Raw genomic sequence first — 18,997 nt, 5'->3', positions numbered from 1 at the left:
CTGTGGGAGCGGGTTTACCCGCGAAGAGGCCGGCACAGGCTTATACCTCAAGGCCGGCTGACCACCGCCCCCTTGTCCCGCTCACTGATCACCACTTCCCGGTACTCCGGATCAGCCTTGATCTGCGCCTCGGTAAACGGAATCACCGCCAGTTGCCCGGCTGCAAACGCCTTGGTCTGGTCACTGGCATGCATCGAAGCCGCTTCACTGGACTGGGAAAACGCCAGCAACCCACGGGCCTCTGGCCCCTGGTCGGTAAAACTGACCAGTTGCAGGTAGCTGGTACCACTGACCACCAACCGCTTGCCCTGCCCATGCGGCACGCTGTAGATCGCGTTGTACACGCCCAACGCCTGCGGGCCACCCGGCACCGGCGTACCATCGCCCGCCTGTTGCACCTGCCCCCAACGCACCTCCCCTGCCATACCGCTGTCACGCACCTGCTCGAGCGACGCCAATGCGGCCTGATGCAACAGCTTGCGCACGGCCGCCTGCTCGACCGCCAACCCGCGCGGGGTATGCTGCGGATCGGCAGGGTCAAAGGCCACCCGCCAGCTTTGCGGGTGCTCGGCCAGGGCATCGTACAGGTACTGGAAATGTATCAGCCCAATGCCACTGTCCAGGTCAGCCTTGCCATTCCAGGCCGCCAGGCTGCTGCATACGGCCCGCACATCCACGTCGGCGCCCTTGCACCACTGCAGCAGGTCAGGCAGTAGCAGGCTGGCCAGGTAGACCTCGTCATCGGTCACCATGCGCTGCAGGTCGTCAGCGCCCAAGCGGGCCGTACCCTGCAGGCGTTGCAGGGCAAAGCGGCCACGCATGCCCAGCGGCTGGTCACTGCGGCTGACCAGCGGCGAATAACCGGTCAGCGGTTGCGCCGGGTTGGCCATCCAGGCCGGGTCGTTGGAGTTCTGCACGAAATCTTCGCGTTCCAGGCTCGGCAGAAGCCGCGCAGGGAAAATCCCCGGCTGTGCGGCCTGCGCATCGACCTTCCACTGGCACGCGCTGCGGGAGCCATCCAGTACTACCAGGCGCCCTTGTGCCTGCGGGTTGCTGCACGTGCTCAGCAGTTGCTGATCCACATAAGGCACCACTGACTGGTTCAGGTACAGGGCCTTGCCAGCCTGGTCCACCGACAGTGTGTTGACCCAGGGGATGCCCTGCAGCTGTTCGATCGAGCGTTTCAACGCCACCAGGCTGTCTGCATGGTTGATCTGGTACCACTGCTGCAACACCCGGGTGTTCTCGAGGTTGGCGTCGCGCAGGCTGTAGGCAGCATGTGCATCCCAGTCCAGGCGCCCCGGCCATTGCACCACCGGGCCGAATTGCGAGCTGTAGACCTGGCGCTGCACCTGGCTCAGGCTGCCATCCTCGGCCTTTACCGCAACACTGACGGTTTGCCGGGCCAACGGCAGCGACTTGCCATCGAGCAGGTAGCGGGTCGGGTCCTTGGGGTCGAGTTGCAGGCGGTACAGGGTGAAGTGATTCGACGTATCGACGGTGTGCGTCCAGGCCAGATGCTGGTTGAAGCCGATGTTGACCACCGGCAGGCCCGGCAATGCCGCCCCCATCACATCGAGCTGGCCGGGAATGGTCAGTTGCATCTGATAGAAACGCATGCCCCCCATCCACGGGAAGTGCGGGTTGGCCAGCAACAGACCACGGCCATTGGCCGAACGCCGGGCCCCGACAGCCACCGCATTGCTACCGCGCTCCGTGGCAAAACGCTGTTGCCTGGCCAGCGCCGCGGCAAACCCTGCCGGCGCCGGCTGGCTGGCCTGCATTGGCGGTTGCGCCCCGGCCAGCGCTTCGACGAACTGCCCGACACCGCCTTCGGCGAGCAGCCGACGGGTCAGCCTGACCAGGTCCTCGCTGCTTATCGGCCGCAGCCACTCGCCGGTGCCACATTCGGCGGGCAACCCTTGGCTGCGGCGCTCGGCCAGCGCCCGGTTGAACCCGCTGGCATAACCTGCCAGCAGCGCCCGTACCGGTGCCGGCTGCGCCTGCAAGAACGCATCGACTGCCGCCGGAGTGTTGAGCCAGGTGAAGAATACGTCGCTGGCCAGATTGTCACGCTGCTCAAGGGTCTTGCCCTTGGCACCGAAGTAGCGTGAGCGCTCGCCACTCACGGTCAGCACTTCATTGGCCAGCAGGCACAAGTTGTCCTGGGCGTAGGCGTAGCCGATGCCATAACCCAGGCCGCGCTCGTCCTTGGCCACGATGTGCGGCACACCGTAAGTGGTTCGGCGAATCTGCGCACTGGCATCGGCTGCGGCGGACTGCACCGGCACTGCGCCAACGCTGAAGGCTACCAGGGCGGCGGCCAGGCCAGCGCAAGTCATGGGACGGGAAAGTGGAAACACAGGCACTCCTCGGCTTCGGGGATCATCCCGATCAGACGAATGGCCAAATGAAAATTTTACGTACCACAAGGCAATGGAACGTCTTGAACAGAACCAGATTTTTTTTGCGAGTGGGCTGCAGTTTTTCCGTTCTCATTCGTCCTAGTAAGTGAGGCACCCAAATTTCGGGTTCGTCCACGAAAAGGAGCATTCACATGTACAACCCGCAACCCTCGATCCAGGCTGGGCGCGTCCCAGGCAAAGCGCCCAGGGAACAGGACGTTTTTGCTGACGAACGCATCGGCAACGAACAGATCCGCGAGCTTTTGCGCAGTTTCGGCCTGCGTACCAGCCTGATCCGCCTCAAGGTCATCGATGCCTTGCACGCCGCCGACCGCAATGGCCGCAGCATTGGCGTGCGCGGCGTGCACGCGCAGCTGGAACAGCTGGATATCCCGCTGTCGTTCCTCAGCGTGCGCGAAGTTCTCAAGCGGCTGTGCAGCGAGGGCGTCATCCAGCTGGGCAGCGACAAATGCTACAGCCTCGCCCCCCAGGCGCGCGCCGTGCTGGAACGAACGCCTTTGCGCTGAGCGCATGGCCGGCCATACCTGGCCGGCCCGCCAAAGTCAGGGTTTGACCTTGCGCCGCAGGATGCCGTTGATCACCACGACCACCACGGCGATGGCGATGGCCAGCATCTGGAAGGTCTGCTCACTGATCGTACCCTGCTTCTGCAGGTGGGACAGGCCCAGCATCAGGCCCAGTACCACCAGGATGATCAGAAGGGAGTATTTGAGGCGCTGCACGTGTGTCATCGAAGGTTCCTTGCAACATCAGGGGCAAATGGCTCGCAACGAGCCGCGGCAATGATACAACGGCCACCGGCCCCGGCGCTGCATTTCCTGCTGGGTGGGGCGGCGCCTGCCTGAAAGCATGGTGCTCCCAAGCACCCATGCCGGAGGCACCATGTACAAACCCCTTCTGTTCGCGTCGCTATTGCTGACCCCCTTTTCCCTTCATGCGCTGGACACCCGCCAGACCTCGGCCGAGCAACTGCTCGAACTGGGCCGCGAACTGGCTGCCCACGCCGGCGCCAGCCAATGGCAGCAACTGTGGCAGCGCGTGCGCCAGGCCGGTTACTTGCAGGCAAAAGGTGCGTCGGTGCATTTCACTGCCCCCCAGGCGCAACTGCCAGAGCTGGCCCGGCAAACCCTGGCCCAGGCCGACCGGGTACAAGCGCAACAGCAGACCCAGGCACTGTATCGCCGCAGCTTTGCCGACCAGGTCATCGGCCAGCGTGACGGGCAGCCGCTGCATGCCCTGTGCCTGCTGGTCGATTGGCGCACGCTGCCGCAAGGCATGCGCGACTCCCCTCAGGCCTACCTGCGCAGCGCCAGCCTGTTGAGCAGCTATCCGTGTGATTGATGGTTATCACACCCAGCGCGCAACACAAGGAGTGAGCTGATGGGAAATCACCCGCTACAGCCAGGTGTTGAAGCCATGTCCTACAACGCCGGATATCGCTGCCTGCAAAACCTGTTCACGGAAGCTACAACCCCCAACCCATATGCCGCCTAGCGACATGCCTCGGCTGTCACAGAAAATCCAGTCACACCTTCGACATAACGCCGCTGGTGATCGGGTAGCACAGCCCATCCGTCCCGAAGGAGCGCCATATGCAAACGCCAGACTTGAGCCACATCGATATCAGCCAACTGCCCCACTCGCTGCAGGCCCTGATCGACTGCATCGGCATCGACAACGCCTACCAGCTGACCTGCGCCTACGGCGGCAGGCCCAAGTACATCCCCAAGCACCGCGAGCGCACCAAGCTTGCCGACGTGCTGCCGGCCGAAGCGCTCGACGCGCTGATCAAGCGCTTTGCCGGTGTCGCCCTGGAAATCCCCAAGGCTGACCATTTCATGCGCCAGTTGCGCAACCTGCAGATCCAGAAGGAAAGCGCCAGCGGCCTGTCGCGCAGCCTGCTCGCTGACAAGTACGGCCTGAGCCTGCGCCAGATCGGCAACATCCGTCGCCAGGAACATTGCGCGCGCTGAAGCCCCGGCATCGTCACCACCACTGACGGCCACGTTTTGAACCCAACCAGAAGAGAACCCAGCAATGTCGATAGATAACAGCCTCATCGGTTCCGTAATCAATGCCTTGCCAATGGACCGCATGATCGCAGGCCCCCTGCAGGCCATGGTCCAGGCCCAGGTCACCGCCAGCAAATCCTACGCCGACTTCCTGATGCAGGTGTGCGTCCAGGACGGCAAGGCCGTGGCCATCCAGTTCGACTACGACGAAACCATCGTCGACGAACAAGGCGAATACAAGGGCGTGGTCAGCAAGACCATGAAAGTGCCGCTGGTGGCAGCCATCACCCACCCGAACATTTCCATCGAAGAAGGTAATGTCGAGTTCGAGCTGGTCATCAACCAGATGTCGGAAGACGTTTCCAGCAAGGACATGAGCGCCGAGGCAAGCGGCTCGCTGGGCTGGGGGCCGTTCAGGCTCAACGTGAAAGGCAGCGTCAGCCACAAGTCCACGCAAACCCGCAAGACTGACACCCGCGCCCGCTACGCCTTCAACACCACCTTGAAGCGCCAGGACCCGCCTGAAGCGATGATGCGGGTGATCGACTTCCTGACCGACGCCGCGACAAAGCCGACCGTGGTCAAAACCGCCACACTGGAAAGCCAGGACTTGATTTCCCAGGCCGATACCTTGAAGAACCCTGCCGCCGACGGCGCTTCGGCCCTCGCCGCCGCCACCTCTTGAGACGCACCTCCCTGCCCCGAACAGCCCCCCTGACCAGCTACAGGGGGGCACCACCTGGCCTGAGGAGTCGAAGCATTGGATAAATCCCCCGCCCCCATGACTTCCATCGACCTGCGCGAAATCACCCGTGGCCTGCAGGAAGCCGCCAGTGCTACCAACAGCCTGATCGCGCAGCAGTACATCAACCTGTTCGACCAGTTCTTCGAATGCGACACCGAAGCGTTGGGCGCGCCCATGAAAGCCAAAATGGTCGAAGTGGCCATGGACGGCCAGCACATCATGCGCGTACCGCTGTTCGCGCTGGTGTCGCCAAAAGGCCTGGCCCTCGAGCGCATGCAGGTCGACCTTTCGGTAAGGGTCAAAGGCACCGAAGCACAGCAGGCACTGCTGACTGCAGGCGAAACAAAGGCGGCCAGCTTCAAGGTCACCATCGGCGGCCAAAGCCGTCAGGGCGACAGCCGTGACCCTGATGAAGTGCAGATCCGCATGCAGTTCCAGGCCAGCGAACCGCCGGAAGCCCTCAACCGGTTGATCGAGGAATACACCAGCCTGATCATCCCGGTACGCGCCCCCAGCCCGCCGCCATCGCCCGATACCAATGAGTTCATCGAAGCGGCCACTGTCCGTTGACGGCCGCCCCGCGCCAGCTCAGAAGTCGCGCTTGTAGAAGATGTCCAGTGAACTGGCCAGCCCGCTGGCAGCTTCGAGGTACACCTTCTTGCTCAGCTTGTAGCGCAATGCAATGGTGTTGGCGGGCTCGAACACCCCCACCCCGTAGCGCAGGCTCAGTTTCTCGGTAAGGTTGCCGCTGGCGACCACGCTGGTGGTATTGCCCGAACCTTCGGTGTCCAGCTGGAAGTCGTCGATGCCCAGGCTCGAGGCCAGGCTGCCGGTGATGCCGGCGCTACCCGCCAGGCCCAGGCCCAAGGCCGCCTCGGCGAGCATGTTGTTGTCTTCGCCGGACGTGCCCAGCGGCCGCCCCAGTACCAGGTACGACAGCGCCTGCTCCTGGCTCATGGCCGGTTCCGAGAACACTTTGCTTGTGGGCTGCTCGGCACTGCCGCTCAGGCGGATACCGGCAATCACATCGTCGACCTTGCGGATCGCTTCAATGTCCAGGTACGGCTGGTCGATCGGGCCTGCGAACAACAACCGCGCACGGCGGATGGTCAAGCGCTGGCCGTAGGCGCGGTAGCGTCCATCGGCCAGGTTCAGCTCGCCACGGGTGTCGAGGTTGTCGCCGATGTGCACATGGCCGAGCAGGTTGGCCGTGAGACCAAAGCCGCTGAACGAAAGCTTGTCGCGGCCCACTTCGACATCGATGTCCATGGCCATCGCCATGGGCGGTTTGCCCTCTTCGGTCTGGTGGCCGACGATCACCGTGTCATCCGAGACCTTGACGGTGGACGGTGGCAGCTCGCGCACAGTGATCGCACCCTTGGGCACCTGTACCTTGCCGGTCACCGCCAGCTTGTCGTCGATCAGGCGCAAGGTCAGGTCCGGGGCGACCTCCAGCGTCGCATAGGGCTCGACCGTGACGGGCAGTTGCTGGCCCTGCAGACGCAGGTCCATGCCCAGTGCCTGGCCCCAGGTCAGGTTGCCATTGAGCTGGCCACGCCCCGCCTCGCCACTGCGCCAGCCGCCGTTGAGCTGTACCTGCTCCCCGGCAATCAACGCCTGCAATGACAGGTCCTCGAGACTGACCGGCAGCTCGGCACCACTGACTTCGCCGCCACTGAGCATCAGGTTGCCGTTGACCTGCGGCGCCAACAAGGTGCCCGACAGCCGGCCACTGCCATTGAGCTGCCCGGCCAGGCGCTCGACCATAGGCACGAACGGGCGCGCCACCGACAGGTCGAGGCCGGCCAGGCGAAAATCACCCGACAGCGGTTTGTTGTTGCCCAGTGGATCCAGGCGAGTGTTGACGTTCAGCTCGCCCAGGCGCTCGCCGCGGAACGCCAGGCGGGTATCGATGCGCCTTGGCGCCAGCGTGCTGTCCAGGCGCAGGGCCTGGTACGGGAAGTCGACCCAGCGGTCCTTGTCGCGCACGCGCAGGGTACCGCCACTGGCGTCGACGACGATGTTGCCCTTGGGGCCGCTGGCCGGCATGTCCAGATTGATGTCGGCATTGAGCAGACCCTGCCAGGCGAAGTCCTTCGGCAGCCACTGGGCCAGGCTGTCCAGCGGGAACTGCTTGAGGTGGTAGCGCAAGCGTGGCTCGGGGGCCAGACGCTGGTCGTCGCCGCACAAGCTGGCCTGGCCGGAGCGCCAGCAGTGCGCCGCAAAGTCCAGCTGGCCGCTGGCCAGCCGCTGCAGGCGCGCCGGTGCCTGCAACTGCCAGTCCTGGCCGCCGGCCTGGATCCGCCCACTGGCCAGGCGCCCGCGCCAGTCACCCTTGTTCAACTGGCCATCCAGGCCGAGGTCGAGTTTGAGCTGCGGGCCGTCCAGCGCCAAGGTCAAAGCTTGCTGGCGAATGTCGCCCTTGCCGTTGGCCTGCAAGGTGCCCAACGCCGTGTCACCCAGGTGAATGCCGCTGGCCTTCAGTTCGATCACGCCACGCTGGGCGTTGTCCAGGCGGGCGTCCAGGTCCAGCTGCTGCACGCGGTTTTCCGCCTGGGCCAGCCGCTGGCCCTGCAGGGCCAGCGTACCTTGCGGGGCCTGCAAGGTACCGGCGACGTCAAGCCGGCCCTTGACCTGGCCCTGCAACCTTGGCCACAACTGGCCCAGGCGCGGCAGGTCGAGGTCGAGCCGCCCGGCCAGGCGTTGCTGCAGGCTGCCACTGCCATTGATGCGGTTATCCCCCAGCTGGACTGCCAGGGTACCCAAGGTCCAGCTCTGCCCTGCCCCCTGGGCCTCGACCTTGAGCACTGCCGGTTGGCCGCGCAGGCGGCCTTTCAGGTCAAGCTGGGCATCGAGGCTCAAGGCGTCGCCTTTCATCTCCCCTTTGCTGCGCAGCGGACCCGCCAGGTTACCCGGCAGCTCGGCCAGCCAATAAGCTGGGTCGAGCGCCGACAACTGCAGGTCGACATCCCATGCCAAGGTGTCGGCAAAGCGCACGGCGACACTGCCGGCAGCCTTGCCTTGCCCAGCGGTCAGCGCCAACTGCGGCAGCTTCACCTGGCTCAGGTCGCCTTCGAAGGGGCTGGCCAGGCTGAACGCGCCAGCCGGGCCATCCAGGTCGCCATTGAAAGTGCCCTGGTAGTTGCCATCGCGATAATGTACCTGGGCCATGAGCCGCTTGAGGGTGACCTCAGGGGGCGTCTCCAGCGGGTACAGGCGCAGCCACGGAAAGTCCTGCCAGTCCAACTGGGCGTCGGCGACCAGGCCTTGCTGCCAGTCAGCCGTGGCTTGCATCTTGACCCGCTGGGTATCGCTGGCGCTCAGGTCCAGGGCATCAAGCCTGGCGCCTTTGCTGTCGACCAGCCCTGACAACAGCAAGGCGATCGGCGACTGCTCGGCCGGCAGGCTGGCCGACCCCGACAGTTGATAGCCCTTGAGCAGGTCGCCCCGGGCGTCGAGCTTGAGCTGGTTGAACTGCACGGTGTCGGGCAACGAGGCGGCCGGCTTGAATGCCTCGGAGCGGATCTGCAAGGTCGCCGGCAGGTGCTCGGCCAACGCCTGCAATTGCCCGTTCAGCGTGGCGTCGAGGTAACCGCTGCTGGTGCCGGCTAGTTTCAGGGTTTTCTGCAACTCGCCGGTGGCGGTCAATGCCAGCTGCCAGGGTTTGCCACCTACCGTTGGCAGTTGCAGCTGCGCCTGGAGTTCTACCGGCCAGTCAGCTTCGGGCTGCAGGTCGCCCTGCAGGCTCAATTGCAGGTCGTCACGCTTCAGCTGCAGGCTGTCGATGCGCAGCCCGGCATTGGTCCAGTGCGCCGCCAGTTGCAAGTCGCCAAGCAGATCATTGCCATCCAGGCGCAACTGGCCAACCTTGACCTCACCCAGTTCGATGGCCAGCGGCAAGCGCAAGGCCGGCAACTGCAGCGGGCCACTGTCGGCCGATTCGGCGCTGGGCGCAAAGGCCATGTCGATACGCTGCGCCTGCAACTGGTCAATGCACAAGGTAGAGCGCAGCAGGCATGCCGGCGACCAGGCCAGCAGCGGTGCCTGCAAATCTACCGAGCTGCCGGCATCGGCCCAGATAAGCCGGCTGGCTTGCCAGCTACCGGCCAGGCGGCCCTGGAAGTCAGCCACCTCAAGCCCGGGCACCTTGCCCAGCACCCAGCGGCTGCCGGCTTCGGTCCCCAGCAACAGGCCGAGTACCAGGCCCAGGCTTGCGGTTACCCCCAGCAGGCCCGCCAGAGTGTACTTGATCACGCGTTTCACAGCTCAGGCCCCATGGAAAAGTGCAGGCGAATTCCCCCTTCATCATCCAGCGCCTTGGCCAGGTCCAGGCGCAGCGGCCCGACCGGCGACACCCAGCGCACGCCAAAACCGACACCGGTCTTCAGGCTTGGCAGTTCCAGGTCGTTGAACGAGTTGCCCTGGTCGACGAAGGTTGCCAGCCGCCACTTCTCGGTCAGTGAATACTGGTACTCGACGCTGCCGGCGACCAGGTAGCGCCCGCCAATGCGGTCGCCGTCGCTGTTCTTCGGCGACAAGGTCTGGTAGTCATAGCCACGCACGCTCTGGTCGCCACCGGCGAAGAAGCGCAGCGACGGCGGGATGTTGTTCTTGAAGCCATTGGTCGCGCTGCCACCGAACTGCACCCGGCCGAGCAAGCGATGGTCATGGCCAAGCGTGGTCAGGCCCTTGAGCAGCACGTTGCCATGCAGCAGGTTGGTGTCCGAGACCAGCCCTTCCTTGGCTACCTGTACATCGAACTGCAGGCGGTAGCCGTTGTGCGGGTCGATGCGGTTGTCACTGCGCAGGAAGGAGTAACTCACCCCCGGCATCAACAGGTTGCTCAGCCCGGAGTCATCACCCAGACGGTACTCCTCGCGCTGGTACTTGAGGGAAATCACCCGCTGCCAGCCGCTTGGCAGCTTGCTGTGCCACTCGGGGCCCACCGTCAGCAGTTTGCTGAGGGTGTCGGTGCCGGCAATCTCTTCGTTCTGGTAGCCGCCGGCAAAGCGCAACTTGTCGGTCAGCGGCGGGTCGAGGGGGATGTCGTACCAAAGGCCGACGTTCTGCCGGGGTGCCGACAGTTCGGTTTCCCAGCCGTAGCTATGGCCTTGCGGGTTGACCCAGTGGCGGGTCCAGTTGGCCTTGCCGCGGGGCCCGACGTCGGTCGAGAAGCCCAGGCCCAGGCCCATGGTGCGCGGTTTGCGGGTTTGCAGGCGGACATCCACGGGGATTTCTTCGCCCACGGCGGCGGTGGGCGCCGCATCCACGCGCACGCCTTCGAAGTAGCCGCTCGATTGCAGGTCATTGTTCAGCTCGGCGATCAGTTCCGAGTCGTAAGGTGTACCCGGCTTGAACGAGACCATACGCTGCAGCAGGTCGTCGTCCAGCGGTGTGTCGCCACCGAAGGTGACCGCGCCCAGGTGATAGCGCGGGCCGCTCTGGTAGACCAGTTCGATATCGGCCACACCGGCCTGGGGGTCTACCGCCAGGCGCTGGCGACTGAAGCGCCCACTGAAGAAGCCGTAGCGCGACGCCTGGTTCTGGATCAGCCGCTTGGCATCTTCGTAATGGCCGTGGTTGAGTTGTTCACCCGCGCGCAGGACCTTGCTGTCGGGCACGCGGAAAGCCTTCATCTCACTGGCGGGGCCTTCGATGCGTATGGTCACGTTGCGCAGGCGAATCGGCTCGCCAGGGTCGATGGTGATGATCAGTTGCGGGGAACGGTCAGCCTCGCTGGCGGGCTTGACCTCTGTGTCGATCTGCGCCTGGTAGTAGCCAAGTGCCTGCGCGGCTTTGCGCGCCTGCTCCTGGGCGCCGCGACTGAAGCGCAGCAGCGCTTCTTCATCGCGGTCGCCAAGGGTACCGATATAGCCTTCGACATTGGCCTTGAGCGCCTTGTTGGCCGGTTTGACCTTCACCAGCAACTCACTCTGGCCCCATGCTGCGAAACTGGCGACCCAGATAACCAGGCCCCAGGTCAATCTTCCTGAATACGTCATGCGGGGCATGCTACCAGAGCCGGGCGCTCAAGGGAGCCGTCGCGCGGTCCGCTCAGGCAAAAGCAGAATTGGAAGAGACCGGGTTGGGATGGAAGAACACCCTCTCACGGATTGGTCCTACAGCCACCTCGCCAATTTCCTCATAGCCCTGGCGCTGGTAAAAGGCCAGGTAGTGCTCGTTGCCGGTGTCCAGCACCACTCCCTGCGTACCAGGGTCGTCTGCACACCAGTCATGCACAGCTTGTAACAATTGCTCGCCGTAGTGCTTGCCCTGGAACTGCGGGTGCACGCCCAGCAGCGGCAGCACATGCACCTCGTCGGTGGGCAGGCAGGTGGCCAGGGCGGCCTGGTAGTCCATGTAGCGGCGCGTACAGCGCAGGCCGGTGCCCATTATCATGCGCAGGCGCCAGGCCCAGCTGTCGGCCACGCCCAGCCGGCGCATCGGCGGCACGATCAGGGCCATGGCGATCAGGCGGTCTTCCACCAGCAGGCCGATGGCGGGCAGTTGCAGGTAGAAATGCTGGCGTACCCACTCGCGCACCATCACCCGCAGACGCCGCTCGTAGCCTGGGCGCTGGGCCTCGAAGATATAGGCGAAGGTAGGTTCGTGACGGTAGGCGTTGTACAGAAGCGAACGCGCCTCACGGCTGTAGCCGTCATCGAGCAGGCAGACACGGGCCGGAGCGGCAGTGGTTTCGGGCATTGCGGGCAGTCCTCCTGGAATGGGCTCATGGGTGCCTTGGAAAGGACGTTAGCAGCAGGCTGCCGAAGCCGCCATGCTGGTGATGGCAAGCGATGTCGGCTAGCATCGCGCCTTTTACCGGGATCATGTTTCCATGAAGATCGTCTGTTTCAACATCAACGGCCTGCGGGCCCGCCCGCACCAGCTGGCGGCGCTGATCGAAAAGCACCAGCCGGACGTGATCGGCCTGCAGGAAACCAAGGTCAGCGACGATCAGTTCCCGCTGGCCGACGTGCAGGCGCTGGGCTACCACGTACATTACCACGGCCAGAAAGGCCACTATGGCGTGGCCCTGCTGTCCCGCCAGGCACCGCTGAGCCTGCACAAGGGTTTTGCCAGCGATGAGGAAGACGCTCAGCGCCGCTTCATCTGGGGCACCTTCGCCGATGCCGATGGCAACCCGATCACCATCATGAACGGCTATTTCCCTCAGGGTGAAAGCCGCGACCACCCCACCAAGTTCCCGGCCAAGCAGCGCTTCTACAGCGACCTGCAGGCGCTGCTGGAGGGCCAGTTCCGCAACGACCAGCCACTGCTGGTGATGGGCGACATGAATATCTCGCCGCAGGACTGCGACATCGGCATCGGCCCGGACAATGCCAAGCGCTGGCTCAAGACTGGCAAGTGCAGTTTCCTGCCGGAAGAGCGCGAGTGGATGGAACGCTTGAAGGGCTGGGGCCTGGTGGACAGTTTCCGCCACCTTTACCCGGAAGTGGCCGACCGCTTCAGCTGGTTCGACTACCGCAGCCGCGGTTTCGAGGACGAGCCCAAGCGCGGCCTGCGCATCGACCTGATCATGGCCTCCCAGCACCTGGTGCCGCGGATCAAGGATGCAGGTGTGGACTACGAACTGCGCGGGATGGAAAAGCCGTCGGACCATGCGCCGATCTGGCTGGAATTGAGCTGATCGCCGGGGGCTGCTACGCGGCCCATCGCCGGCAAGCCAGTTCTTGCACCCGTGGGCTGGCTTGCCGGCAAAGGAGCCGGCCCAGCCACTGGAGAATTTTCAGGGGCGGTGCTCGGTCTGGATATACCGCAACACAGCATCACAGATCATGGCCTTGTGACGCAGCTTGACCTGCTCATCGGACAGGTCGATCTGGAAGATCTCGCCAAAGGTGTGGCGGTTCGAAACCCGGTAGAAGCAGAACGAGCTCATCAGCATGTGCAGGTCGATGACCTCGATGCCGGTGCGGAACACACCTTCCTGCACCCCACGGCGCAAGGTATTGCCCAGAGCCTCGAGCACCAGGCTGCTCATTTCGCGAATCGCCGGCGACTGCTTGACGTACTCGCCATAGTGGATGTTTTCGGTGCAGATGATCCGCACGAAATCGACGTTGCGGTCGTGGTGATCGAAGGTGAACTCCACCAGCCGGCGGATCGCCTGCTCGGCCGGCAGCGACTCAAGGTCCAGGCTTTGTTCGGTCTTGCGGATGTCGCCGTACAGCTTGATCAGGCACTCGCAGTACAGCTGCTCCTTGCTGCCGAAGTAGTAGTAGATCATGCGCTTGGAGGTGGCGGTGCGCTCGGCGATGGCGTCGACGCGGGCACCAGCCAGCCCTTGCTGGACAAACTCGTTGATTGCGGCCTGAAGGATGTCCTCGCGGGTTTTCTCGGGGTTGTTCTTGCGCGTCTTGCGCCCCCCTTCGGTTTCAGGCTGGCCGAGGCTGACTACGGAATCACTCATACCCACTCACAGGCTGTTTATTGGAATGAGGGGGATTATCCGCGAGCGCGGCCATGCAGGGAAGCGCGCTGTTGGTCGGGTAGCCACCACCCCACGGCTGCTGCCTACCCGCAAACGCTGCCTGCCCTGGCCAAGGGCCACGCTGGTCGCAGAACAGGCACCTCGGAGTGCGAAGGCCCTGCACGCTCTCGTCATCGAATGGCCTGCCGGGAGCCTGGCAAGTGAATGTGAAATTGACCAGACGTAACAAAACAAAAGGATATAAAAATAACAAAACAATCTAACAAAAAGAGATATAAAAATTGAATGCCAAACGCCACCTCCCTAGTCTGGGCGCATCGCTTCCCTCCCCGTTCAAGGAGCAATGCCCATGCCCGCCCGTGCTTTTTCCCCCCTGCGCCGCCTGTTGATCGGCGGCTTGCTGGCCAGTGTCGCCAGTACCCTGTTGCCCTGGTCCCAAGCCCTTGCCGACGAGGCCAGGACCCTGCGCATCGGTTACCAGAAGTTCAACAGCATCAACATCCTCAAGGGCAGCGGTGCCCTGGAGAAGGCCCTGGCGCCGCAAGGCGTGAAAGTCAGCTGGCACGAGTTCGCCGCCGGCCCGCAGTTGCTCGAAGCCTTGAGCACCGGCGCCATCGACCTCGGCCATGCCGCCGACGCACCCTCGGTGTTCGCCCAGGCCGCAGGCAAGCCGGTGGTGTACCTGGCCGCCGAGCAGCCCTACCCACGTGGCATCGGCCTGGTGGTACGTGAGCAGGACCACCTGGCCAGCGTGCAAGACCTCAAGGGCAAGCGCGTGGCCACCGGCCGCGGCTGGAACGCCCAGTACCTGCTGGCCGTTGCCCTGGAACAGGCCGGCCTCAGTTACCAGGACATCACCCCGGCCTACGTCAACAACGCCGCCGATGCCGTGGCTGCCCTGCAATCGGGCAGCGTACAGGCCGTGACCCTGTGGGACCCGTTCCTCGCCGCGGCAGAAAGCCAGCCGGGCCTGAAGAACCTGCGCGACGGCAGCGGCCTGTCCAACAACCGCACCTTCTACCTGTCCACCGCCAGCTTCGCCGACAAGCATCGCGCCTTGCTGAAGACCTTTTTCGCCGAGCTGGGCAAGGTCAGCCAATGGGCCAACGCCAAGCCTGAGGAAGTCGCCGCACTGCTGGCCCCGCAACTCGGGATCAACGCCAACGTGCTGCAAGCGGCCAGCGAGCGGCGCAACTACAATGCCGTGGCCATCACCCCAGAGATCGTTGCCGAGCAACAAAAGCTGGCCGACACCTTCCAGGGCCTGGGCCTGATTCCACGCAAGCTGCAGGTGGCCGACGCGGTCTACCCGGCTTCCGTATTGCCTTGAGCGGAGCGCGCCCACCATGCCCCGCCCGATTCGCTTCAACGCCTTCAGCATGAATGCCGCCAGCCACCAGTCCCCCGGCCTGTGGCGCCACCCGCGCAACACCAGCGTGGCCTTCAACCGCCTGGGCTACTGGACCGACCTGGCCCGCCTGCTCGAACGCGGCTTGTTCGATGCCCTGTTCATCGCCGATGTGCTGGGCATCTACGACGTCTACCAGGGCGGCCCCGAAGCCGCCCTGCGCGGTGGCGTGCAGGTGCCGGTCAACGACCCGCTGCTGCTGGTGCCGGCCATGGCCGGGGTTACCGAGCACCTGGGCTTCGGCGTCACCTTCTCGCTCACCTACGAACACCCCTACCCGTTCGCCCGGCGCATGTCGACGCTCGACCACCTGAGCAGTGGCCGGGTCGGCTGGAACATCGTCACCGGCTACCTCGACAGCGCCGCGCGTAACCTGGGCCTGGCGCGCCAGTTGGGCCACGACCAGCGCTATGACCTGGCCGAGGAATACCTGCAGGTGCTGTACAAGCTCTGGGAGAAAAGCTGGGACGACGATGCGGTGCTGCTGGAGCGTGACAGCGGGCGCTATATCGAACCCGCCCGGGTGCACCCCATCAACCATGTGGGCGAGCACTTCCAGGTGCCGGGCATGCACCTGTGCCAACCTTCGCCGCAACGCACGCCTGTGCTGTTCCAGGCCGGTGCTTCGGCACGCGGCCAGCAGTTCGCGGCGCGGCACGCCGAATGCGTGTTCATCAGCGGGCCGACGCCCACGGTACTGCGCCGCTACGCCGACGGCATCCGCCAGGCCAGCGAGGTGGCCGGGCGTGGCCGGGACGAGGTGCTGATCTACGCCCAGGCGCTGTTGATCGTCGCCCCCACCCGGGAGGAGGCCGAAGCGCGCTTCGCCGAATACCGCCGTTATGTCGACCTGGACGCCGCCCTGGCACTGCTGTCAGGCTGGACCGGCATCGACTTTGCCGGCCTCGACCCCGATGCGCCCATCGAATACGTCGAGAACGATGCCGGCCGCGCAGCCCTGGCCGCCTTCACCGCCGCCGACCCGAACCGCCGCTGGACCGTGCGCGAGGCTACCGAGTTCGTCGGCCTGGGCGGCCGTGGCCCGGTGCTGGTGGGGGCTGCCAGCGAGGTGGCCGACCAGCTGGAAAGCTGGCTGGACCAGACCGGCATCGATGGCTTCAACCTGACCTACGCAGTGCAACCAGACGACCTGGCAAATGTGGTCGAGCTGCTGGTGCCGGAGTTGCAACGCCGTGGCCGCTACCCGCTGAGTTATGCCGAAGGCACCTTGCGCCACAAGCTGTTCGGCCAGGGCGACCGCTTGCCGGAAGGGCACGCTGGCCGGCAGGTTCGCATTCAGTCGGCAAATACCGGGTATTCCAACATTTAATTTGTGGATGGCACGCACTCGACCCTATTCTGTCGCCACATCCCCTGCGCCGCACCGGCCGGTGCGGTTCACGGCATGGGGAGAGAACAACAAGTCGAGATCGTCCATGTCGAACCATTCGTACTTCGCCCCCCACGGTGGGCACCCGGCTCAGACCGAGCTGCTGACTGACCGTGCCATGTTCACCGAAGCCTATGCCGTCATCCCCAAGGGCGTGATGCGTGACATCGTCACCAGCCACCTGCCGTTCTGGGACAAGATGCGCATGTGGGTCATCGCCCGCCCGCTGACCGGTTTTGCCGAAACCTTCTCCCAGTACATCGTCGAAGTGGCCCCGGAAGGCGGCAGCGAACGCCCTGAGCTGGACCCGAACGCCGAAGCCGTGGTGTTCATCGTCGAAGGCGAACTGGACATCACCGTCGAAGGCAAGCACCACACCCTGGTACCGGGCGGCTACGCCTTCCTGGCCCCGGGCGCCGAGTGGAGCCTGCGCAACAACAGCAAGTCCAACGTCACCTTCCACTGGCTGCGCAAGCACTACCAGAAGGTCGAAGGCCTGGACGTTCCCGAGTCGTTCGTCACCCACCGTGACAACGCCACCGTCATCGAGATGCCGGGCACCGAAGGCCGCTGGGTCACCACCCGCTTCGTCGACATGGCCGACATGCGCCACGACATGCACGTGAACATCGTCACCTTCCAGCCGGGCGGAGTGATCCCGTTCGCCGAGACCCACGTGATGGAACACGGCCTGTACGTGCTGGAAGGCAAGGCGGTGTACCGCCTGAACCAGGACTGGGTCGAAGTGGAAGCCGGCGACTTCATGTGGCTGCGCGCCTTCTGCCCGCAAGCCTGCTACGCCGGCGGCCCAGGCAAGTTCAGCTACCTGCTGTACAAGGACGTGAACCGTCACGTGCACCTGACGCTCAACCCTAAGCGTTGATGCATTGGGGGCGCTTTGCGCCCCTTTCGCGACACAAGGCCGCTCCCACAAAAGTACGGTGTACCCCGAACCCTGTGGCAGCGGCCTTGTGTCGCGAAAGGGCTGCAAGGCAGCCCCAGTGGCAGCATACTGAAAATCCTGCCCCCGTGCGGTACCAGCCATGAACCGCTGCCTGCTGCTCACCGCCCTGCTGTTCTGCACCCCCGCCCCAGCCGCCGATGACTGGAACCTGGCCTACGACCGCGAAGGCATCCGCGTTTACCTGAGCGCCGCCCCCGACTCGCCCTACCAGCAATTCCGTGGTGTCAGCACCATGAAAGCCAGCGTACGCACGCTAACCGACCTGCAGGAGAACCTGCGGGTGGCCTGCAAGTGGCTGTACGCCTGCGCCGAGATGCGCTTGCTGGATGTGCAGGGCGAAAACACCTGGGTGTACCTGACCACCAACCTGCCATGGCCGACGATGCCGCGGGACATCGTGCTGAAGGTCACCACCGAACGCCTGGACGACGGCACGCTGCTGCGCCACCTGACCGCCGAGCCAGGCAGGATCCCCAAGGTAGATGGGCTGATCCGTGTGCAGCAGCTCAACGGCGAGTGGCGGATGAAACCGCTGGGTGAGCGCAGGACCGAGGTGACTTACCAGCTGCAAGCCGACCCTGCCGGGGATGTGCCGGGGTGGCTGGCCAACCGGTTTGTGGTGGATGCGCCAGTGGTGACGTTGCGGACCCTGCGAGCGGTGGCCGAGCGCCAGCCCTAGAGGGCATTGAAAACCTGCACCGGCCTCAACCCTGTCAGATCCCGCCACCCGCAAGCAATTGCGTCATCACCTCGGCCAGCGCCTTGACCATCACATCCGCCGTCGGCCGGTGGACGATGACGATTTCATAGCTGTCGACCTCAGGTAGCCCCTGCTCCGCACCGAGCACCCGATGTTCGCCGGTCGCCGCCCGTGGCGGCAGCAGGCTGATGCCCATACCATCGGCGACCGCTGCCTGGATGCCGCTGAGGCTGGAACTGGTGAAGCTGATGCGCCAACGCCGGCCCATGCCTTCGATGGCGGTAATCATGTCGTCGCGGTACAGGCCTCGGGGCGGGAAAGTCACCAGCGGGATCGGGTCCAGTTCGAAGGCGGGCGTGCGCGCGCTGTCGATCCACTGCAGGCGCTCGGGCCAGCAGGCCACGCCTTCGCGGCTGTTGCGCCGCTGCTTGAGCAACACCAGGTCGAGCTCACCGTTGTCGTAGGCCTGGCTGAGGTCGCGGCACAGGCCGCTGGTCACTTCCAGCTTCACCTGCGGGTGCAGCCGGCTGAACGCCGACAGCGCATTGGTGGTACGCCCGCCCACGAAGTCCTCGGGCACGCCAAGGCGCACGGTCATGCCAACCATCGCCCCGGCCAAGGCTTCGAGCATCTGGTCGTTGAGGGCCAGCATGTGCCGGGCATAGCCGAGCAGGGTCTGCCCGGCGTCGGTCGGCAGCACGTCGCGATTGCCACGCACCAGCAGACGGTGGCCAACCATATCCTCCAGGCGGCGCACCTTCTGGCTGATGGTCGATTGGGTGGAGTGCAGGCGCGCAGCAGCCGTGGTGAAGCTGCCGCAATCGGCCACCACGACAATGGCACGCAGCAGGTCGAGGTCGAACAGGGCCCTATTCGATTTCACGCTGATGGACATCT

At 64.5% G+C, this 18,997-nt stretch carries 17 protein-coding genes; 10 read left to right on the top strand and 7 right to left on the bottom strand.

Going from position 1 to position 18,997, the window contains the following annotated elements; translation table 11 throughout:
* Nucleotides 1–47: 47 nt before the first annotated feature.
* On the bottom strand, nt 48–2,363 hold the full coding sequence (locus MJ643_RS02720) for an acylase (RefSeq protein WP_208209130.1): 2,316 nt from the start codon (nt 2,361–2,363) through the stop codon (nt 48–50).
* Nucleotides 2,364–2,557: 194 nt separating this feature from the next.
* Between MJ643_RS02720 and MJ643_RS02715 the strand changes: the two genes are divergently transcribed.
* Nucleotides 2,558–2,932: a hypothetical protein gene (locus MJ643_RS02715; RefSeq protein WP_013972911.1), complete on the top strand. Its 375-nt coding sequence runs from the start codon at nt 2,558–2,560 to the stop codon at nt 2,930–2,932.
* 36 nt (nt 2,933–2,968) lie between these two features.
* On the opposite strand, the gene MJ643_RS02710 is transcribed toward MJ643_RS02715, so the two are convergent.
* The gene (locus MJ643_RS02710) at nt 2,969–3,157 is read right to left on the bottom strand and encodes a hypothetical protein (RefSeq protein WP_003248064.1); all 189 of its coding nucleotides are present in this window, start codon (nt 3,155–3,157) and stop codon (nt 2,969–2,971) included.
* Nucleotides 3,158–3,308: 151 nt separating this feature from the next.
* Here MJ643_RS02710 and MJ643_RS02705 point away from each other — a divergent pair, with 151 nt between their 5' ends.
* From MJ643_RS02705 to MJ643_RS02690, 4 genes are all read left to right on the top strand, one after another.
* Complete coding sequence (locus MJ643_RS02705) at nt 3,309–3,767, top strand: hypothetical protein (RefSeq protein WP_044047073.1); 459 nt, start codon at nt 3,309–3,311, stop codon at nt 3,765–3,767.
* A gap of 251 nt (nt 3,768–4,018) precedes the next feature.
* Entirely contained in the window at nt 4,019–4,399 is a 381-nt protein-coding gene (locus MJ643_RS02700; RefSeq protein ID WP_013972914.1) for a Mor transcription activator family protein, read from the top strand.
* Between the two features lie 64 nt (nt 4,400–4,463).
* A complete protein-coding gene (locus MJ643_RS02695) occupies nt 4,464–5,123 on the top strand; it encodes a DUF2589 domain-containing protein (RefSeq protein WP_015270636.1) in 660 nt (219 codons plus the stop codon).
* A gap of 75 nt (nt 5,124–5,198) precedes the next feature.
* Complete coding sequence (locus MJ643_RS02690; protein WP_023661043.1) at nt 5,199–5,753, top strand: DUF2589 domain-containing protein; 555 nt, start codon at nt 5,199–5,201, stop codon at nt 5,751–5,753.
* A gap of 18 nt (nt 5,754–5,771) precedes the next feature.
* On the opposite strand, the gene MJ643_RS02685 is transcribed toward MJ643_RS02690, so the two are convergent.
* Genes MJ643_RS02685 through MJ643_RS02675 form a run of 3 tightly spaced genes read right to left on the bottom strand, consistent with a single transcriptional unit; the run spans nt 5,772 to nt 11,888 of the window.
* Entirely contained in the window at nt 5,772–9,446 is a 3,675-nt protein-coding gene (locus tag MJ643_RS02685; protein WP_024087249.1) for a translocation/assembly module TamB domain-containing protein, read from the bottom strand.
* Nucleotides 9,443–11,185 (bottom strand): autotransporter assembly complex family protein, encoded by a 1,743-nt coding sequence (locus tag MJ643_RS02680; RefSeq protein WP_024087250.1) that lies wholly within the window; start codon nt 11,183–11,185, stop codon nt 9,443–9,445. Before MJ643_RS02680 ends, MJ643_RS02685 begins: the two co-directional genes overlap by 4 nt.
* A 52-nt stretch (nt 11,186–11,237) precedes the next feature.
* The gene (locus MJ643_RS02675) at nt 11,238–11,888 is read right to left on the bottom strand and encodes a GNAT family N-acetyltransferase (RefSeq protein WP_013972919.1); all 651 of its coding nucleotides are present in this window, start codon (nt 11,886–11,888) and stop codon (nt 11,238–11,240) included.
* Between the two features lie 133 nt (nt 11,889–12,021).
* Between MJ643_RS02675 and xthA the strand changes: the two genes are divergently transcribed.
* On the top strand, nt 12,022–12,834 hold the full coding sequence (xthA, locus tag MJ643_RS02670; protein ID WP_013972920.1) for an exodeoxyribonuclease III: 813 nt from the start codon (nt 12,022–12,024) through the stop codon (nt 12,832–12,834).
* Nucleotides 12,835–12,933: 99 nt separating this feature from the next.
* On the opposite strand, the gene MJ643_RS02665 is transcribed toward xthA, so the two are convergent.
* Entirely contained in the window at nt 12,934–13,617 is a 684-nt protein-coding gene (locus MJ643_RS02665; protein ID WP_015270640.1) for a TetR/AcrR family transcriptional regulator, read from the bottom strand.
* Between the two features lie 370 nt (nt 13,618–13,987).
* Here MJ643_RS02665 and MJ643_RS02660 point away from each other — a divergent pair, with 370 nt between their 5' ends.
* The 4 genes from MJ643_RS02660 to MJ643_RS02645 all read left to right on the top strand — a co-directional run bounded on the left by MJ643_RS02660 (nt 13,988) and on the right by MJ643_RS02645 (nt 18,079).
* Nucleotides 13,988–14,968 (top strand): aliphatic sulfonate ABC transporter substrate-binding protein, encoded by a 981-nt coding sequence (locus tag MJ643_RS02660; RefSeq protein WP_024087251.1) that lies wholly within the window; start codon nt 13,988–13,990, stop codon nt 14,966–14,968.
* A 16-nt stretch (nt 14,969–14,984) separates the two neighbouring features.
* A complete protein-coding gene (locus MJ643_RS02655) occupies nt 14,985–16,376 on the top strand; it encodes an LLM class flavin-dependent oxidoreductase (RefSeq protein ID WP_038409743.1) in 1,392 nt (463 codons plus the stop codon).
* A 106-nt stretch (nt 16,377–16,482) separates the two neighbouring features.
* A complete protein-coding gene (locus tag MJ643_RS02650; RefSeq protein WP_013972924.1) occupies nt 16,483–17,319 on the top strand; it encodes a bifunctional allantoicase/(S)-ureidoglycine aminohydrolase in 837 nt (278 codons plus the stop codon).
* Between the two features lie 160 nt (nt 17,320–17,479).
* The gene (locus MJ643_RS02645) at nt 17,480–18,079 is read left to right on the top strand and encodes an START domain-containing protein (protein ID WP_208209129.1); all 600 of its coding nucleotides are present in this window, start codon (nt 17,480–17,482) and stop codon (nt 18,077–18,079) included.
* Nucleotides 18,080–18,113: 34 nt separating this feature from the next.
* Here the strand turns inward: MJ643_RS02645 and MJ643_RS02640 are convergent, their stop codons facing one another.
* Nucleotides 18,114–18,995, bottom strand: coding sequence for a LysR substrate-binding domain-containing protein (locus MJ643_RS02640; RefSeq protein ID WP_015270644.1), 882 nt, complete (start codon nt 18,993–18,995; stop codon nt 18,114–18,116).
* Nucleotides 18,996–18,997: the final 2 nt, after the last annotated feature.

The organism is Pseudomonas sp. PNPG3 (assembly GCF_023093815.1).
Taxonomy (GTDB): domain Bacteria; phylum Pseudomonadota; class Gammaproteobacteria; order Pseudomonadales; family Pseudomonadaceae; genus Aquipseudomonas; species Aquipseudomonas asiatica.
The sequence above is the reverse complement of the archived record's forward strand: the minus strand, read 5'-3'. Positions and strand labels throughout refer to the sequence as shown.

Coding starts and splice junctions, on each gene's coding strand:
- MJ643_RS02715 (WP_013972911.1), top strand. CDS start 2,558: ATGTACAACCCGCAACCCTCGATCCAGGCTGGGCGCGTCCCAGGCAAA.
- MJ643_RS02710 (WP_003248064.1), bottom strand. CDS start 3,157: ATGACACACGTGCAGCGCCTCAAATACTCCCTTCTGATCATCCTGGTG.
- MJ643_RS02705 (WP_044047073.1), top strand. CDS start 3,309: ATGTACAAACCCCTTCTGTTCGCGTCGCTATTGCTGACCCCCTTTTCC.
- MJ643_RS02700 (WP_013972914.1), top strand. CDS start 4,019: ATGCAAACGCCAGACTTGAGCCACATCGATATCAGCCAACTGCCCCAC.
- MJ643_RS02695 (WP_015270636.1), top strand. CDS start 4,464: ATGTCGATAGATAACAGCCTCATCGGTTCCGTAATCAATGCCTTGCCA.
- MJ643_RS02680 (WP_024087250.1), bottom strand. CDS start 11,185: ATGACGTATTCAGGAAGATTGACCTGGGGCCTGGTTATCTGGGTCGCC.
- MJ643_RS02675 (WP_013972919.1), bottom strand. CDS start 11,888: ATGCCCGAAACCACTGCCGCTCCGGCCCGTGTCTGCCTGCTCGATGAC.
- xthA (WP_013972920.1), top strand. CDS start 12,022: ATGAAGATCGTCTGTTTCAACATCAACGGCCTGCGGGCCCGCCCGCAC.
- MJ643_RS02665 (WP_015270640.1), bottom strand. CDS start 13,617: ATGAGTGATTCCGTAGTCAGCCTCGGCCAGCCTGAAACCGAAGGGGGG.
- MJ643_RS02660 (WP_024087251.1), top strand. CDS start 13,988: ATGCCCGCCCGTGCTTTTTCCCCCCTGCGCCGCCTGTTGATCGGCGGC.
- MJ643_RS02655 (WP_038409743.1), top strand. CDS start 14,985: ATGCCCCGCCCGATTCGCTTCAACGCCTTCAGCATGAATGCCGCCAGC.
- MJ643_RS02650 (WP_013972924.1), top strand. CDS start 16,483: ATGTCGAACCATTCGTACTTCGCCCCCCACGGTGGGCACCCGGCTCAG.
- MJ643_RS02645 (WP_208209129.1), top strand. CDS start 17,480: ATGAACCGCTGCCTGCTGCTCACCGCCCTGCTGTTCTGCACCCCCGCC.
- MJ643_RS02640 (WP_015270644.1), bottom strand. CDS start 18,995: ATGTCCATCAGCGTGAAATCGAATAGGGCCCTGTTCGACCTCGACCTG.